The 16,880-nt window shown below is 65.6% G+C and carries 10 protein-coding genes; 2 read left to right on the forward strand and 8 right to left on the reverse strand.

Translation table 11 applies throughout. The annotated features are described in order from the left end of the window. Nucleotides 1-10 precede the first annotated feature (10 nt). Together kynU and A6F68_RS12365 are read right to left on the reverse strand one after the other, a co-directional pair. Nucleotides 11-1,234 carry a kynureninase gene (gene kynU / locus A6F68_RS12360; protein WP_067680611.1) on the reverse strand — a complete coding sequence of 408 codons (1,224 nt, stop codon included), beginning with the start codon at nucleotides 1,232-1,234 and terminating at the stop codon, nucleotides 11-13. After that, complete coding sequence (locus tag A6F68_RS12365) at nucleotides 1,234-2,784, reverse strand: acetolactate synthase large subunit (protein WP_067680614.1); 1,551 nt, start codon at nucleotides 2,782-2,784, stop codon at nucleotides 1,234-1,236. Before A6F68_RS12365 ends, kynU begins: the two co-directional genes overlap by 1 nt. Before the next feature lie 163 nt (nucleotides 2,785-2,947). Between A6F68_RS12365 and A6F68_RS12370 the strand changes: the two genes are divergently transcribed. After that, a complete protein-coding gene (locus A6F68_RS12370) occupies nucleotides 2,948-3,958 on the forward strand; it encodes a formylglycine-generating enzyme family protein (RefSeq protein ID WP_232308142.1) in 1,011 nt (336 codons plus the stop codon). Here the strand turns inward: A6F68_RS12370 and glgX are convergent, their stop codons facing one another. The 6 genes from glgX to A6F68_RS12400 are packed head-to-tail and all read right to left on the reverse strand — an operon-like array spanning nucleotide 3,959 to nucleotide 14,647. Continuing rightward, nucleotides 3,959-5,734 (reverse strand): glycogen debranching protein GlgX, encoded by a 1,776-nt coding sequence (glgX, locus tag A6F68_RS12375; RefSeq protein ID WP_067680622.1) that lies wholly within the window; start codon nucleotides 5,732-5,734, stop codon nucleotides 3,959-3,961. 8 nt (nucleotides 5,735-5,742) lie between these two features. Further along, nucleotides 5,743-7,371, reverse strand: coding sequence for an alpha-D-glucose phosphate-specific phosphoglucomutase (locus A6F68_RS12380; RefSeq protein ID WP_067680625.1), 1,629 nt, complete (start codon nucleotides 7,369-7,371; stop codon nucleotides 5,743-5,745). Then, nucleotides 7,368-8,825: a glycogen synthase GlgA gene (gene glgA, locus A6F68_RS12385; protein ID WP_067680639.1), complete on the reverse strand. Its 1,458-nt coding sequence runs from the start codon at nucleotides 8,823-8,825 to the stop codon at nucleotides 7,368-7,370. The genes A6F68_RS12380 and glgA overlap by 4 nt, the downstream gene beginning before the upstream one ends. Next, the gene (gene glgC / locus A6F68_RS12390; RefSeq protein WP_074428317.1) at nucleotides 8,822-10,084 is read right to left on the reverse strand and encodes a glucose-1-phosphate adenylyltransferase; all 1,263 of its coding nucleotides are present in this window, start codon (nucleotides 10,082-10,084) and stop codon (nucleotides 8,822-8,824) included. The genes glgA and glgC overlap by 4 nt, the downstream gene beginning before the upstream one ends. Before the next feature lie 19 nt (nucleotides 10,085-10,103). Next, nucleotides 10,104-12,269, reverse strand: a complete 2,166-nt coding sequence (glgB, locus tag A6F68_RS12395; protein ID WP_067680641.1) for a 1,4-alpha-glucan branching protein GlgB — start codon at nucleotides 12,267-12,269, stop codon at nucleotides 10,104-10,106. Beyond that, nucleotides 12,266-14,647 (reverse strand): glycogen/starch/alpha-glucan phosphorylase, encoded by a 2,382-nt coding sequence (locus tag A6F68_RS12400; RefSeq protein WP_067680644.1) that lies wholly within the window; start codon nucleotides 14,645-14,647, stop codon nucleotides 12,266-12,268. Before A6F68_RS12400 ends, glgB begins: the two co-directional genes overlap by 4 nt. Before the next feature lie 239 nt (nucleotides 14,648-14,886). Between A6F68_RS12400 and malQ the strand changes: the two genes are divergently transcribed. Next, nucleotides 14,887-16,833, forward strand: a complete 1,947-nt coding sequence (gene malQ / locus A6F68_RS12405) for a 4-alpha-glucanotransferase (RefSeq protein ID WP_232308143.1) — start codon at nucleotides 14,887-14,889, stop codon at nucleotides 16,831-16,833. Nucleotides 16,834-16,880: the final 47 nt, after the last annotated feature.

Genomic DNA, 16,880 nt, shown 5'->3' on the forward strand with positions numbered 1-16,880 from the left:
GGGCACTCCCTCAGGTCACTGCCGACCGTTCGTGGAATTCGGATCGGTCCCACGCGCCTTCGTCCATCACCGCGCGCAGGATGTCCACTGCCGAAGCAATCTCGGCGAACGAGGTGTAGAGGGGGGTCAGTCCGAAGCGCAGTACGTCAGGTGCGCGAAAGTCGCCGACGACTCCGCGCGCGATCAGCGCCTGGACTATCGGGTAGGCATTCGGATGGCTGTAGGAGACCTGGCTTCCCCGCTGATTCGGGTCGGAGGGGCTTGCCAAGGCAAAGCCGTGGGCCGCGCACAGGGGCTCCATCAACGCGGTAAAGAGCGATCCCATCGCAATGGACTTCGCCCGGACTTCGGCCATGTCGGCCTCGAGCATCAAGTCGACGCCGACTTCGAGCGCGGCGAGACCCAGGATTGGGGGAGTACCGGCGAGAAAGCGCGTGATGCCCGGGGCCGGCTCGTATCGATCCTCGAAATCGAACGGTCGGGCGTGCCCGAACCAGCCCGAGAGCGCAGGGATGGCATCGGCCTGGTGACGCTCGGCCACGAAGATGTATCCGGGCGCGCCCGGTCCGCCGTTGAGGAACTTGTAACCGCAGCCGACCGCGAAGTCGGCGCGCGCGGCATTGAGGTCCACCGGGATCGCGCCTGCGCTGTGGCTGAGGTCCCAAATCGCCAGTGCGCCTTTCGCGTGCGCAGCCGCTGTCGTCGTCGCCATGTCGCGGATACGGCCCGTACGATAATGCACCTGCGTCAGCAGGATGGCCGCGGTATCCTCGTCGATCGCCCCGATCACTTCCTCGGGATCGACAAGTCTCGACCTCACACGCCCGCCCGTCAGCGTTTCGAGGCCCTGCATCATGTAGACGTCGGTCGGGAAATTGCCGCGCTCGGATAGTATAGTCGAGCGGCCTTGATTGACGGACAATGCGGCGCAAAGCGCCTTGAACACGTTGACCGAGGTGGAATCGCAAGCGACCACCTCACCATCTGCCGCACCGACCAAACGCGCGATTTTCGCCCCTACGCGCTCGGGAGCGCTAACCCACCCCGCATCGTTCCACGAACCGATAAGGTTCTCGCCCCACTCCCGATCAACCAAATTGGCGAGCTTCTGGGGGGTCTCCCGTGGCAGGCAACCGAGCGAATTGCCGTCGAGATACATCTTCCCCTCAGGGAGCGCAAACCGCTCGCGGAAGCACCGCAAAGGGTCGGCGGCATCGAGCGCTGCGGGGTCCATCAGTAGAGCTTTACCTCGATCAGTCGCGGCCCCGCCTCGCCGTTCGCGTCGAGCAGCGCCTTCGCGAGCCCCTCCGCCGTGTCGACCTGCACGCCGGGAACGCCCATCGCCTTGCCCATCGACAGCCAGTCGATCGTCGGCCGGTCGATATCGATCATGGTCAGCGCCGCTTCGCTCGGCGCATCGCCCGCGCCCATGTTCGAATACTCGGCCTTGAGGATGTTGTAGGTGTTGTTGGCGAACACGACCGTCGTCACCGGGAGCTGCTCGCGTGCCTGCGTCCACAGCGCCTGGATCGTGTACATGGCGCTGCCATCGCCGACGAGACAGATGGTCCGCCGATCCGGGCAGGCGAGCGCCGCTCCGGTCGCCACCGGCGGCGAGTATCCGATCGAGCCCCCGAGGTTGTTGATCATGTCGTGCGGCCGCGCGCCGAGCGTGTAGCTCATCGATTCGCGACCGCTCGTAAGGCTTTCGTCGATCACGATGCCGTTTTCGGGAATGCCCGCGCAGAGCGCATGGGCGATGCTGATCGGGTCCAGCTTGCCGGACGGCATGACGGCTTCCGCGGGTGGCTGATAGGCGGCCTGTGCGTTGCCGAGCCCGAGCTCGTCGATCAGCATCTGCAGCGCCAGCGTGCTGTCCTCGTCCGGTTCGCTCAACGCATGGACCTGCGTGCCCGGCTCCTTGAGCAGGCTCGGCAGGCCCGGATAGCTGAAGAACGCCACAGGCTCCTTCGTTTCCAGGGTCACGATATGCCGCGTGCCCTGAAGGAACTTGAGCGCGGGGGCGACCGAATACGGGATGCGCTCAAGCGGCACGCGCCCTGCCCCGCGCTCGATGCGATTGGTGAAGAACTGGCTCGCGAGCCGGCAACCGGTTCCCGCCGAGACCTTCCCGGCGAGTTCGAGCGGTTCCACCCGGCACGCCTTGTTAGCGAGGATGAGCATCGTCGGCTCACCCGAGCGGAGGACCTTCGCGACCTGGGCGATCCTTTCCGGGTCAGGTGCCTTGCGCGTGCGTGGCGCCGGGGGAGGCGCGACTGCGGCTCCCGCATCCTGCCATGCGGTATCGCCCGGAAGGATCAGCGTGGCGATCTGGCCGGGATGCTCGCTTGCCTTGGCGACCGCCGCCGCGGTGTCCCACGCGATCGTCTCCGCGCTCCCGCCGCGCCGCACCCAGTGCGACAGCGGCCTTGCAAGGCCCTCTATGTCGCTCGTGAGCGGCGCATCGTACTTGAGATGCTTGGTCGCGTGTTCCCCGACGACGTTGACCATGCCCGACGAGGCGCGGCGGGCATTGTGGATGTTGGCGAGGCCATTGGCGAGGCCGGGCCCGAGATGCAGCAGCGTCGCGGCGGGTTTGTCCGCCATGCGGTAATACCCGTCCGCGGCCCCCGTGCACACGCCCTCGAACAGGCACAGCACCCCGCGCATGCGCGGGTCGCCGAGCGCGGCGAGAAAGTGCATTTCCGAGGTTCCTGGATTGGCGAAGCATACGTCGACCCCGTGGCCGACAAGCGTGGATACGAGGCTCTGCGCGCCGTTCATGATGTTTCCGTGGTCCTCTCGTGCGGGCGGTTGCGGGCCGACCGGTAGCTTTCCCCCGCACCTATGCGAAGGGTATTCGCGCACAAAGAACTATTACCGCAGTGCAACCCTTGCCGCCCACCGAACCATGGCGCAAACCGCCTCGAGACGGGAGAGGAAGTACGTGACTGCCAAGTACCTGACGGGTTTTGCCGGCATCGCCGCAATCGCCATGCTGGCCGCTTGCTCGAACGCGGACGGTGGAGGCAAAACCGCCGTCGTCGCGCGGACCTGCGCTGCGATTGCCGACACGCCCGTCCGGCTCGAGGGCGGAACGTTCGCGATGGGCGAGGAAGACGTCTACGCCGAGGAAGGCCCGGTGCGGCAAACCACGGTCGCCGGCTTCTGGATCGACCCGCACGAAGTGACCAATCGCCAGTTCGCCGAATTCGTCGAAGCGACAGGGTATCTCACGGTGGCCGAAAAGCCGGTCGACCCGTCGCTGTTCGCGGTGCCGGTCGACCAGATTCCGCCCGAGATGCTGCAGCCCGGCTCGGCGGTATTCACTGCTCCCGACACCCCCAGCCGCCGCTACACCGACTGGTGGAAGTATGTGCCCGGGGCGAACTGGAAGAAACCCTACGGTCCCGATGGTGCGGACGCCGTGCCCAACCAGCCGGTCGTCCATCTCGCCTGGGACGACATGGTCGCCTACGCCGAATGGCGCGGCGGGCGCTTGCCGACAGAGGCCGAGTGGGAATTTGCGGCATCCGCCGGCAAGGCTTCGAAGAACATCCAGCCGGTCGAAGCCAACAGCTGGCAAGGCGTGTTTCCGGTCCAGAACGAGGAGACCGACGGCTTCAAGGGGGTCTCACCGGTCGGCTGTTACAAGCCGAACGCGAACGGCCTCTATGATATGGTCGGCAACGTCTGGGAAATGACCTCGGACTTCTTTCGCCCCGGCCATGACCCGAGCGCAACCGACAACCCGAGAGGCCCGAGCGAAGCCGACGCCTATGACCCGATGAACCCCGGTTTCCCGTCGCGGACGGTCAAAGGCGGAAGCTACCTCTGCGCGCCGAATTACTGCCAGCGGTACCGCCCGGCCTCGCGCCAGGGACGGGATACGGGCCTTGGGACCAGCAACGTGGGATTCAGGCTGGTCTACGACCGGGAGCCGAAGCCGGCGGGCTGATCAGCCGATCGTCACTCTGCGCTGGTGGCGGTCGATGACGAAGCCGGGGTGCATCGCGCCGTCGGGCGGGCGATAGGCAAATCCCGGCGTCCCGGGGAAATCCCACGCGCCTTCGTCCATGGGTTCCCCATCGAGCCGCAGCCATTGGCCGCCGTTCGGGAAGCGCGCGAACCGGTCGCCGCGCCTGCGCGACAGCGCCGCCACGTAATTCTCGAGATCGATGTCGCGGTTCGCCCAGTCGATCCAGCCTATTTCGTTGTCCTGGCAATAGGCGTTGTTGTTGCCCTGCTGCGTTCGCCCGAACTCGTCGCCGGCGGTGAGCATGATCGTGCCGGCAGAGGCGAACAGGCTCCCCAGCATCGCCCGCATCGTCGCGCCGCGCGCCTCGATGATGGCGGGATCGTCGGTCGGGCCCTCGGCGCCATGGTTGTTGCTGTAATTGGCCGAATGGCCGTCGCGGTTGTCTTCGCCGTTCGCCTCGTTGTGGCGATCGTTGTACATGACGCTGTCGGCTAGCGTGAAGCCGTCGTGCGCGGCGACGAAGTTCACGCTGCGGCAGTCCTTGCCGAACAGGTCCTCCGAACCGGCCATGCGGTGGGCCATCGCGCCGTGGCCGCCGCCGTGGTTCCAGTATTCGCGCACGTCGTCGCGGAAGCGGTCGTTCCATTCGATCCAGTTCGAAGGAAACTGGCCGACCTGGTAGCCGCCCGGCCCGATGTCCCACGGCTCGGCGATCATGATCCGGTCCTGCAACCACTCGTCCTCGGCGATCGCGGCAAAGATCGGCGCATTCGGATCGAATCCCGGCGATCGGGCCATGATGGGCGCCAGATCGAAGCGGAACCCATCGATTCCGCACCGCGCGACGAAGTGGCGCATGGTGTCGAGCGCAAGTTCGCGGATCCAGTCCTGCCCGAAATCGACCGTGTTGCCGCAGCCGCTGTCGTTGAGCAGCGCCCCGTCTTCGGTTCGGGCATAGGCGCTGTCGTCGAGGCCGCGCAGCGACACGATATTGCCGCCCGCATCTCCCTCGCCGGTGTGGTTGAGCACGAGGTCGAGGAACACGCCGATGCCCGCGCCGTGCAAGGTCTCCACCGTGCGCGCCAGTTCGCGCACTCCTCCGGGACAGACGCCGGGATCGAGCGCCATCATCGCGATCGGATTGTAGCCCCATGCGTTGACGAGCCCGAGCGGACCCAGGTGCGGCTCGTTCATCCACGCGACGATCGGCATCAATTCGACCGCGGTGACGCCGATTTTCTTGAGGTGCGCAACAACCGCCGGATGTCCTAGTGCCGCCACCGTGCCACGCACGTCGTCGGGGACGTCGGGATGGCGCATGGTGAATGCGCGGACGTTGAGCTCGTAGACCAGTCCGCCGCGGAAAAACTGTGGCGCTTTCTTCGGGAACGCCTCGTACTCGCGCATGACGATCGCGCGCGGCACGAGGTGGGCGGTCTCCGCGCCAAGTTCGGTGAGCGCCTTGTCGGCAGTAAAGCGCCGGTCGAGCTGGGTCGCGTGCGGGTCGACGAGGAGCTTTGCTTCGTCGAACCACAGCGCCTCGTCCGGGTTCCACTCGCCGCGGGCGCGATAGCCATACGGCCTGCCGGCGAGGTCTTCCGCCATCTCGACGACCCAATGCACACCGTCCGGATCCCGCTCCATCGGGACGCGCTGCTCCTCGCCGTTCCCCTGGAACAGGCACAGGAACAATGCGTCGGCACGGGGGGAGCGGACCTTGAATCGCGTTTTGCCGTCGTAGACGACGGCGCCCATGTCTGCGCTCAAGTGATGACGTCCGGTGCGGTGCGGCCGGTGATCGCGGCAATCCCCGCAATGTCGTCGGCCGCGGAAACCAGGTCGGCAAGCATGGCAGTGGTATCTCCATCGAGCCGCCCGTCGGCAGGCTCGTAACGTTCGATGTAGAGGCGGATCGTCGCGCCTTCCGTGCCGGTGCCTGAAAGGCGCAGCACGAGACGCGATCCACCTTCGAACACCACACGCAGCCCCTGGTTCCGGCTGACCGATCCATCGACCGGGTCGGTGTAGCCGAAGCTGTCGGCGTTGGAGACGACGAGGTCGCCGATCGCCGTTCCCGGAAGATTGTCGAGCTTGCCTTCAACGCGGTCCATCACCGCCTTGGCAGGAGCAGTTTCGATCCCCTCGTAGTCATGGCGCGCATAGTAATTGCGGCCGAACCGCGACCAGTGCTCCTGCGCGATCTGGCGCACGCTCTTGCCGGTCGCGGCAAGGATGTTGAGCCACAGCAGCACCGCCCAGAGGCCGTCCTTCTCGCGCACGTGGTCGCTGCCGGTGCCGGCGCTTTCCTCGCCGCAAATCGTCGCCTTGCCCGCATCGAGCAGGGTGCCGAAGAATTTCCATCCGGTGGGCGTCTCCCACGCCGGGATGCCGAGCGCTTCGGCTACCCGGTCAGCCGCGGCGCTCGTCGGCATCGAGCGGGCTATACCCTTGAGACCGCCGGCATATCCCGGGGCGAGGTGCGCGTTCGCCGCCAGCATCGCCAAGGAATCCGAAGGCGTCACGAAGATCCCGCGTCCGATGATGAGGTTCCGGTCGCCATCCCCGTCGCTCGCCGCGCCGAGATCGGGCGCCCCTTCGCCCATCATCGTATCGTAGAGCGCCTTGGCGTGGACGAGGTTGGGATCGGGGTGATACCCGCCGAAATCCTCCAGCGGCTCGCCGTTGCGGACCGTGCCGGCGGGGAAACCCAATCGGCCTTCGAGTATCTCGCGCGCATAGGGCCCCGTGACTGCGTGCATTGCGTCGAATGCCATTGTCAGCCCACCCGCCACTTTCTCGCGGATCAGGTCGAAATCGAACAGGATGCCCATCAGGTCGGCGTAGTCCGCCACCGGATCGATCACCTCGACGGTCAGCTCACCCACGCGACTCTCGCCGAGGGAGTCGAGATCGATGTCGGGTGCTTCGATCGACAGCCACCGATCGATCGTCTGCGTCCGCGCATAGATCGCCTCGGTAACCGCCTCGGGAGCCGGACCACCATTGGCGATGTTATACTTGATCCCGAAGTCCTCATCCGGACCGCCGGGGTTGTGGCTCGCCGACAGGATGAGCCCGCCGCTCGCGCCGTACTTGCGGATCACGTGGCTCGCCGCCGGGGTCGAGAGGATACCACCCTTGCCTACCAGGACGCGGGCGTATCCGTTGGCGGCGGCGATGCGGATCGCTTGCTGGATCACGGTGCGGTTGTGATACCGCCCGTCGCCGCCGATCACGAGGGTGCTGCCGTCTGGCCGTTCCGCCACGTCGAACACCGCTTGCACGAAGTTCTCGGCATAATTCGGCTGCGCGAAGACACGCACTTTCTTGCGCAGACCCGAAGTTCCGGGTTTCTGACCCTCGAACGGCGTGGTCGAGTGCGTGACGATCATCGGACGTCTCCGGTCAACTTGCGATAGAGGGCGGCATAGGCGGCGCCGCTGGCGCGCCAGGAGAAATCGGCCTTCATCCCGTTCTTCTGCAGGCGGCGCCATTCGCCGGGCCGGGCGTAAAGATCGACCGCTCGGCTGACCGCCGCCGCGAGCGCGGGCTGATCGACCGCGTTCATCTGGATGCCGGTGGCAACGCCAGCTGCGAGCGCGGCCGGGTTGGCGTCGATCACCGTGTCGGCAAGACCGCCGGTCCGCGAGACGACCGGTACGCATCCGTAGGCGAGGCCATAAAGCTGGGTCAGGCCGCACGGCTCGAAGCGGCTCGGGACAAGGATGGCGTCGCCGCCGCCCTGGAGCCGGTGCGACAGGGCCTCGTCATAGCCGATGCGTACCCCGACACGGCCCGGATAAAGCGCTGCGGCCGCGCGGAAACCCCGCTCCAGCTCGGCATCGCCCGAGCCGAGCAAGGCCAGTCTCCCGCCGATCCCTACGAGGTGCGGCAATACATCGAGCAGGACATCCATGCCCTTTTGCCAGGTCAGGCGGCTGACGACGATGAATAGCGGGCCCTCGCCCTTGGCGAGACCGAATTCCTTCTCGAGCGCGCGCTTGTTCGCCTTGCGGCGGGCCAGCTGGCCCGGGCCATATGTGGCCGCGAGATGCGGATCGGTCATCGGCGACCATTCGGCCGGATCGATCCCGTTTAGGATACCATGAACCCGGTCGGACCGGGCGAGCACGATTCCTTCGAGCCCCATCCCGAAAGCCGGGGAGCGGATCTCCTGTGCGTACGTCGGGCTGACGGTGGTGATGGCGTCGGCAAGGTGCATGCCGGCCTTGAGGAAGCCGACTCCGCCGTAGCTTTCGACCCCATCGACCGACCAGGCCGCTTGCGGCAGGCCCAATCGCGGGAAAATTGCAGCGTCGGCAAATCCCTGGAATGCCATGTTGTGGATCGTAATGACGCTGGGCATGCGCCGTCCGCCCTTTGCCGGAGCGAAGTGAAGATAGGCAGGCGTCATCGCGGCCTGCCAGTCATGGGCATGGACGAGATCGAACGAACAGCCCTTCACCGCGCCGCCAGCGATATCGGCCGCAGCACGTGCGAAGGCGCCAAAGCGGCGCCAGTTATCGTCCCAATCCTGCCCCTTCGCATCGCCATAGGGGCCACCGGGCCGGTCGAAATAGGCGGGCGCATCCAGCACGAGCAGAGGCTGGCCGCCGACCCTGCCCGAGAGCAGCCGTGCGGGCTCTCCGAGCAGGGAGGCCCACTTGTGGACCGCCTTTGCCTTGCCGAGCCGCGCAATTACGGACGGATAGCCCGGGACGAGGGTCGTCATCTCCACCCCATGCTCCGCCAGCGCCGTGGGAAGAGCGCCCGCGACATCGGCAAGCCCGCCGGTCTTGACCAGCGGAACCGCCTCGGAGGCAACCGAGAGGACCTTCAGCGTCAAACCAGCTTGGCCATCATGTCGCGGGTGACAAGGATGATTCCGCGCTCGGTAATCCGGAACCGGCGTGCATCGAGTTCGGGGTCTTCGCCGATCACCATGCCCTCTGGAATGCGGACGCCGGAATCCACGATGACGCGATTGAGGCGCGCCCCGCGCCCGACGTTGCAATAGGGCAGGATGACGGCTTCGTTCGCGCTGGAAAAGCTGCCCATCTTGACGCCCGTGAACAGCAGGCTCCGACGGACGTCAGCACCGGAAACAATGCAATCGCCCGACACCAGCGATGCGATGGCATGACCCCTGCGCCCCTCCTCGTCGTGAACGAACTTGGCAGGCGCCGCGACGACAGCATCGGTCCAGATGGGCCATTCGCGGTCGTACAGGTTCAGCTTGGGCACCGTGTCGGTGAGGTCGAGATTCGCGTCGAAATAGGCATCGAGCGTGCCGACATCGCGCCAGTACTCCTCGATTTCCTCGGCGGCCCTGATGCAGCTGTCGGTGAAGCGGTGCGCGACCGCCTTCCCGTGCTTGACGATGTAGGGGATGATGTCCCCACCGAAGTCCCGCTTCGAACTGGGATCCTCCGCGTCGCGACGGAGCTGCTCGAAGAGGAACTTGGTCTCGAAGACGTAGATACCCATGCTGGCCAGCGCCATGGACTCGTTGCCGGGGATGCCCGGGGGGTCCTTGGGCTTTTCCACGAAGGCGGTGATGGTGTCCTTGTCGTCGACATGCATCACACCGAACCCGGACGCTTCTTCGCGCGGGACAACAAGACAACCGACGGTCACATCTGCGCCCGAGTTGACGTGCTGCTGCAGCATCAGCTCGTAGTCCATCTTGTAGATGTGGTCGCCCGCCAGAATGACCATGTACCTGGGCGCATGGGCCTCGATGATGTCGATGTTCTGGTAAACCGCGTCGGCCGTACCTTCGTACCACTGGCTTTCCGAGACGCGCTGGCTCGCCGGCAGGATATCGAAGCTCTCGTTGCGCTCGGGGCGCATGAAATTCCACGCGCGCTGCATGTGGCGGATCAGGGAGTGCGCCTTGTACTGTGTCGCAACGCCGATGCGGCGGATGCCTGAGTTGATCGCGTTCGAAAGCGCAAAATCGATGATCCGGCTTTTGCCGCCAAAATAGACCGCGGGCTTCGCGCGCCGGTCGGTCAGTTCCATCAGGCGGCTTCCGCGCCCGCCGGCCAGGACGTAGGCCATCGCATCGCGCGCCAGCGGCCGGTTGCTCCTTACCTCTCGCATCCTTGATCTCCCGTTATTCTTATCCGTCGTATCTCAGCATTATCGTTGCGAGCGGCGGCAGAACGAGGTGTGCCCCGCCTCCGCTTGCGGTCACACCGCCCATGTTGCCCTTGCCGTTGCCGCCGTAGCTTTCGGCGTCGCTGTTGAGCACTTCGCTCCAGCGGCCGTCGTGCGGCAACGGCACGCGGTAGTGGTCATGCATCGTGGGCGTCATGTTCGAGATCACCGCGACCGGCGCCGCGCCCGGCGCCTTGCGGAGCCACGCGAACACCGAGTTCGTCTCGTCGTCGCCGATCAGCCATTCGAAGCCCTCGGCCTCGCAGTCGCGCGCATGGAGGGCGGGTTCGGCACGATAGAGGCGGTTGAGATCGCCGACCAATGTGCGGACCCCGCTGTGCGACGGCGTGCCATTGAGATCCCAGTCGAGCGCGCGCTCCTCGCTCCATTCCCGGCGCTGGGCGAACTCCTGCCCCATGAACAGGAGCTTCTTGCCGGGATGGCCCCACATCATGGCGTAATAGGCGCGCAGGTTGGCGAACTTCTGCCAGTCGTCCCCGCTCATCTTGGTGAGCAGGCTACCCTTGCCGTGGACGACCTCGTCGTGGCTCAGCGGCAGGACGAAGTTTTCGCTGAAGGCATAGTGCAGGCCGAAGGTGATCTCGCGGTGATGGAACTTCCGGTGGACCGGGTCGCGGCTCATGTACTCGAGCGTGTCGTGCATGAAGCCCATGTTCCACTTGAACCCGAACCCGAGCGCGGTGCGCGGGCCTTCGTCGAACGCAGGCTGGGAGACGCCGGGCCAGGCGGTGGACTCTTCGGCGATGGTCATCACGCCAGAATGCGTGCCGTAGAGAGCGCGGTTGGTCGCGCGAAGGAAATCGACCGCCTCCCAGTTCTCGCGGCCGCCGTGCTCGTTCGGGATCCATTCGCCGTCTTTGCGGCTGTAATCGCGGTACAGCATCGAGGCGACCGCATCGACCCGCAAGCCGTCGACGTGATATTTCTCGGCCCAAAACAGCGCGTTGTTGACGAGGAAACTCTGCACTTCGCGCCGCCCGAAGTTGTAGATCGCAGTGTTCCAGTCGGGGTGAAAGCCGAGCTTGGGGTCCTCGTGCTCGTAGAGCGCGGTCCCGTCGAACCGGGCAAGACCGTGATCGTCCACCGGAAAATGCGCCGGTACCCAGTCGACCAGCACGCCCACTCCCGCCTGGTGAGCACCATCGACAAAGCGCGCAAAACCCTCGACGTCACCGAACCGCGCGGACGGGGCGTACAACCCGGTCGTCTGGTAGCCCCAGCTCGGGTCGTACGGGTGCTCGCTGACCGGCAGGAACTCGATATGGGTGAAGCCCAGCTCGACGACATAGGGGATCAGCCGATCCGCCATTTCATCCCAGGTCAGGAACCAGCCGTGATCGTTGCGCTGCCACGACCCCGGATGGACCTCGTAGATCGAGATCGCTTCTCGCCGCGGATCGACGGACGACCAGTGTGCCCGGTGGTCTGCGTCGCCCCACTCCGCCTTGCCGGAATGCGCGACAATCGAGGCAGTCTTGGGCCGCAGCTCGGAAGCGAAGGCATATGGGTCCGCCTTGAGGGGCTGAACGGTGCCATCGGGACCGACGATCCGGTACTTATACGCCTGCCCTTCGCCGACGTCGGGGATGAAAATCTCCCAGATGCCGACGCTGTGCCGTGCCCGCATCGGGTGGCGCGCAGGGTCCCAGTCATTGAAGTCGCCGACCAGGCTGACAAGCCGCGCATTGGGTGCCCAGACCGCGAAATGCACGCCGCGGCAGCCCTCATGCTCGATGACGTGGGCACCCAACTTGTCGAACAGCCGGAAATGGGTTCCCTCGGCAACGAGCAGGTCGTCGAGCGGGCCCAGCACCGGCCCGAAGCTGTAGGGATCGGTCACCCACCATTCGCTACCGGAAGACCGGCAGCGGTACTTCACCGGCTTGGGCTTGCCGCGCAGCTTGCCCTCGAACAGACCGCGATCGTCGACGCGCGTCATCTTGCCGAGCCGTCCGCCTTTCAGCGAAAACGCTTCTGCTTCCTCAGCTCCGGGCAAGATCGCGCGGGCGAACGTGCCGGCGGGACCTTCGTGCGGGCCGAGCACGGAGAAGGGATCGGAATGGGTACCCGCCAGCAGTGCTTCGAGAGTGGCGGGCGACGGCTTCACATGACCTTCCAGATGTCGCGCGCGTATTCGGCGATGGTGCGGTCCGAAGAGAACCAGCCGACGTTGGCGATGTTCCGGATCGCGCTTGATCGCCATGCTGCGCGATCGCTCCAGCGGCGGTCGACCGCGCGCTGGGCTGCGGCATAGGCATCGAAGTCGGCGGCGAGCATGAACCAGTCGCTGGTCATCAGCCCATCCATAAGGCCGGCAAATCGCGCCGGGTCGTCCGGGCTGAACACGCCGCTGGCGATCGAATGGACCGCCTGCGCGAGCTCGCGCGATCCCTCGATAACGCTGCGCGGATCGTAACCGTCGGCGCGCTTGGCCGCGACTTCCTCGGCCGTCAGGCCGAAGATGAACATATTGTCCGCGCCGACCCGCTCGAGGATTTCGATGTTCGCCCCATCGAGCGTGCCGATGGTCAGCGCCCCGTTGAGGGCGAACTTCATGTTGCCGGTGCCCGAAGCTTCCATCCCCGCGGTGCTGATCTGTTCGCTGAGGTCGGCTGCCGGGATGATGCGCTCTGCCAGGCTGACGTTGTAGTTGGGCACGAACACGACCTTCAGCAGGTCGCCCACCGCCGGATCGGTGTTGACGCGCCGTGCGATATCGTTGGCCAGTTTGATGATCAGCTTGGCGTTGTGGTAGCTCGACGCCGCCTTGCCGCCGAATATCTTGACCCGCGGCACCCAGTCTCGCTCAGGATGGCTGCGGATCTGATCGTAGAGGGCTACCGTCTCGATCAGGTTCAGGAGCTGACGCTTGTATTCGTGGATGCGCTTGACCTGCACGTCGAACAGCGCGTCCGGGTCGAGACGGATGCCCATGAGTTCGTCGATATGCGCCGCAAGGTCGACCTTGTTTTCGCGCTTTACCGCGTCGATCCGCTCGCCGAATGCGGCATCGTCGGCGTGTGAATTGAGTGCCTCCAGCTTCTCGGCATCGTCGAGGAAATCGTCGCCAATCGCCTCCCGGATCAGCCCGGTCAGCCGCGGATTGCACTGCTGCAGCCAGCGCCGCGGAGTGACGCCGTTGGTCTTGTTGTTGATGCGTTCCGGATACAGCGCATGAAGGTCGGAAAAGACCGTCTCCTTCATGAGTTCCGTGTGGAGAGCGGCCACGCCGTTGACGCTGTGCGAACCGGCAAAGGCGAGGTTCGCCATCCGCACGCGCCGCTCGCCGTGTTCGTCGATCAGCGAAATGGAGGCGATGGCTTCGGGCGACAGACCGGCAGCACGCGCTTCCTTCAGCACCACCGCATTGATCGCATAGATCAGCTGCATGTGGCGCGGCAGCATCCGTTCGAACAGCGGTTGCGGCCAGCTTTCCAGCGCTTCGGGCAGCAGGGTGTGATTGGTGTAACTGACGGTGCGCTTCGTTACGTCCCAGGCTTCAGCGAACGTCAGCCCGTGGACGTCGATCAGCAGCCGCATGAGTTCCGCGACCGCAACGGACGGGTGCGTGTCGTTGAGCTGGATCGCCGCCCTGTCGGGAAGCGTGCGCACGTCGCCATGATACTGCGCGTGGCGGCGCACGATGTCCTGGATCGAGGCCGAGGAGAAAAAGAACTCCTGCCGCAGACGAAGCTCCTGCCCGGCGGGCGAGCTGTCCGCGGGATACAGTACGCGCACCAGGGTATCGGCGCGCAGTTGGTTCTCCATCGCGCCGAAGTAGTCGCCCGCGTTGAACGCATCGAGCCGGATCGGATCGAGCGCGTTGGCGGTCCACAGCCTCAGGGTATTAACGCGCTTGCCGCGCCAGCCGACCACCGGAGTGTCGACCGCGGTGGCCTCGATCACCTCGTTCGGCAGCCAGGTGGAGGTTTCGCCCTCCGTGACCACTTCGCCCCCGAAACCGATCGGATAGGCGCTCTCCGGCCGTTCGAACTCCCACGGGTTGCCGTGCGCCAGCCACGTCTCGGGAAGCTCGACCTGCCAACCCTCGTCGATCCGCTGGCGGAACATCCCGTTCACGTAGCGAATGCCATAGCCGTATGCGGGGATGTCGAGGCTCGCGAGGCTCTCCATGAAGCAGGCCGCGAGGCGACCGAGCCCACCGTTGCCGAGAGCGGCGTCAGGCTCCAGTTCCTCGATCGCCGCAAGGTCGAGACCGTGCTTCTCGAGCGCCTCGGCCATCTCGCCGGTTATGCCGAGGTTCGACATCGCATCCCGCAGCAGCCGGCCGATGAGAAACTCGAGGCTGAGGTAATAGACCCGCTTCTCCTTCGCCTCGTGCGTGCGCGTGGTCGAGGCGATCCAGGCGTCGATGACATCGTCGCGCAGGGCATAGACCGCGGCGTTGTACCAGTCGTACGGCTTGGCCGCGCGCTCGTTCTTGCCCACCCGATGCCGCAGTACCCTGACTATCCGCTGTTCCATGTCTAGTTGGCCGCCCCTGTTGTTGCAGGCCGCGCGAAGCGGCCAGTCGTTGCCTTTGCGTACGCCCCATGGACCATTCGGCTCATCCGGGTTGGCCGAGTGTGGACCGAATGTCGACTCGCATACGATTGCGCTATGCTGCACTGCATCAAAAACAGTTGCCAGCGTTGCTTTCCCGGTCGATGCAGAAGCATCGCCATTTTCCAATCCCTTGCCGAGACGAGGAAACAATCGAGCCGTTGCATCAACTTGCCGCAGACTGCGGCATCGCCCGCGAGTGGCGTGACGTCGACGGTCGTTCGCACGTTGTGCCGGATTCCACGCTGGAAGCGATCGTCGAAGCCTTGGGGCACGATCCGCTTGAGGATCCGCGTAGCCGGAATCGGGAAACGGACAGGCTCGCCCCGATGCTCGTCGCCGATATCGGGGAGAGCCTGGCACTGCCTTTCTTGCCGGAAGGCGTCGCAGCGACCGCCGAGGACGGCCGGATCGTCGAACTCAGGACGGAGGGCGCATCGCTCGTCGCTCCCGGGGAGCCGGGTTACTACGACCTCGACTTCGGCAGCGAGCGGTGTCGTCTGGCCGTCGCACCGCATCGCGCTCCCGGTTTCCGGTCCCGCGGCATGTGGGGTGCCGCCGTACAGATCCCCGCCCTGCGGACACCGGCCGATGGGCCCTTCGGCGACTTCGCCGACCTCGCGGCGGCGGTTCCGCACTTTTCTGCCCAAGGCGCTGCGGCATTGGCGATCAATCCGGTCCATGCGCTCTTTCCGGGAGAGGGGCGCAATTTCAGCCCCTATTCGCCGTCGAGCCGGCTGTTTCTCAACGGCGCGATGGCGAACCCGTCTCTCGCGGGCCTGCCGCCCTTCCCGCAAGCTCGCGGCGAGCAGCTGATCGACTGGCAAGCGGCCCTGCCGCAGCGGCTCCGGCACCTTCGGGACGTGTTCGACACGCTCGAACCCGAAGCCGTCACGCGCGTTTTGTCAGACCCTGGTTCCCAAGACGCGACCCTGCGGCGCCATGCGCTGTTCGACGCGCTCTATTGCCATTTCGATAGTGACGGGACCGGCGGCTTCCACGACTGGCCCGTCGCTTATCGCGATCCGGGATCGCCGCAGGTTGCCGCATTTGCCGCAGCTCATGCTCGAGAGCTGGACTTTCACCTGTTCGTCCAGTGGCTTGCGCGCGCAGGACTAGCGGCCTGCCAAGCCGCCACGGTCGAAAACGGCATGGCCGTCGGGCTCATCGCGGACCTTGCGGTCGGTGTGCACCCCGGGGGTAGCGATTGCTGGAGCCTCGGACCGGCGATGTTGGCGGGGCTCAGTGTCGGTGCGCCGCCCGACCCGCTCGGACCGCAAGGTCAGAACTGGCACCTCAGCCAGTTCTCTCCCCAAGGCTTGAAGCGCACCGGGTATGCGCCGTTCATCTCCATGCTCCGCGCCGGCTTTGCGGCGGGCGGCGGGCTCCGCGTCGACCATGCGTTCGGCCTCGAGCGGTTGTGGGTCATCCCGTCCGGTGGGGGCGCGACCGATGGAGCGTACCTGTCCTATCCGCGGCACGATCTCGTCAGGTTGCTGACGCTCGAAGCCTACCGGGCGCAGTCGGTGGTCATCGCGGAGAACCTCGGCACCGCGCCCTTCGGATTTGCCGAGTACATCGCCGACCGCGGCCTGATGGGCATGGACGTGCTGTGGTTCCAGCGTGCCGCAGACCATGGATTCATCGGCGCGCACGACTATTCCCCCGACAGCGTCGCGATGAGCGGTACGCACGATACGCCCACCGTCGCAGGCTGGTGGAGCGGGCGCGACCTTGACTGGGCCGAGCGCTGCGGTCGCCTGCCACCGGGGATCGACAACGACCAGGCGAACGCGATCCGCGACTGGGACAGGGGGCTCCTGTGGTCGACCGTCGGCCGCACAGGCGCCAGACCGGCACCCGAGCAACCGTCGGACGCGGTCGATGCCGTGATCGCGCACATAGCATCATCGCCCTCTCCGCTGGCGATCGTGCCGCTCGAAGATCTGATCGGTGACGAGGAACAGCCCAATCTTCCAGGCACGGTCACCGAGCATCCCAACTGGCGGCGGCGGCTACACGAACCGATCGGCGCAGTGCTTCAAGAACCGACTGTTGCCGCGCGAGCCGCGACCCTTTCGGCCCGGTCTCCAGCGCCTGAGACCTGACCCCGGCGGCAAACTTTAGGGTCGCAAAGGCCTTTTGCCATCGAAAC

The organism is Tsuneonella dongtanensis, from assembly GCF_001698205.1.
In the GTDB taxonomy this organism is placed as follows: Bacteria; Pseudomonadota; Alphaproteobacteria; order Sphingomonadales; family Sphingomonadaceae; genus Tsuneonella; species Tsuneonella dongtanensis.

Excerpts from the sequence above, each read along its gene's own strand:
- kynU (WP_067680611.1), bottom strand. The coding sequence starts at position 1,234 with ATGGACCCCGCAGCGCTCGATGCCGCCGACCCTTTGCGGTGCTTCCGC.
- A6F68_RS12365 (WP_067680614.1), bottom strand. The coding sequence starts at position 2,784 with ATGAACGGCGCGCAGAGCCTCGTATCCACGCTTGTCGGCCACGGGGTC.
- glgX (WP_067680622.1), bottom strand. The coding sequence starts at position 5,734 with ATGGGCGCCGTCGTCTACGACGGCAAAACGCGATTCAAGGTCCGCTCC.
- A6F68_RS12380 (WP_067680625.1), bottom strand. The coding sequence starts at position 7,371 with ATGATCGTCACGCACTCGACCACGCCGTTCGAGGGTCAGAAACCCGGA.
- glgC (WP_074428317.1), bottom strand. The coding sequence starts at position 10,084 with ATGCGAGAGGTAAGGAGCAACCGGCCGCTGGCGCGCGATGCGATGGCC.
- A6F68_RS12400 (WP_067680644.1), bottom strand. The coding sequence starts at position 14,647 with ATGGAACAGCGGATAGTCAGGGTACTGCGGCATCGGGTGGGCAAGAAC.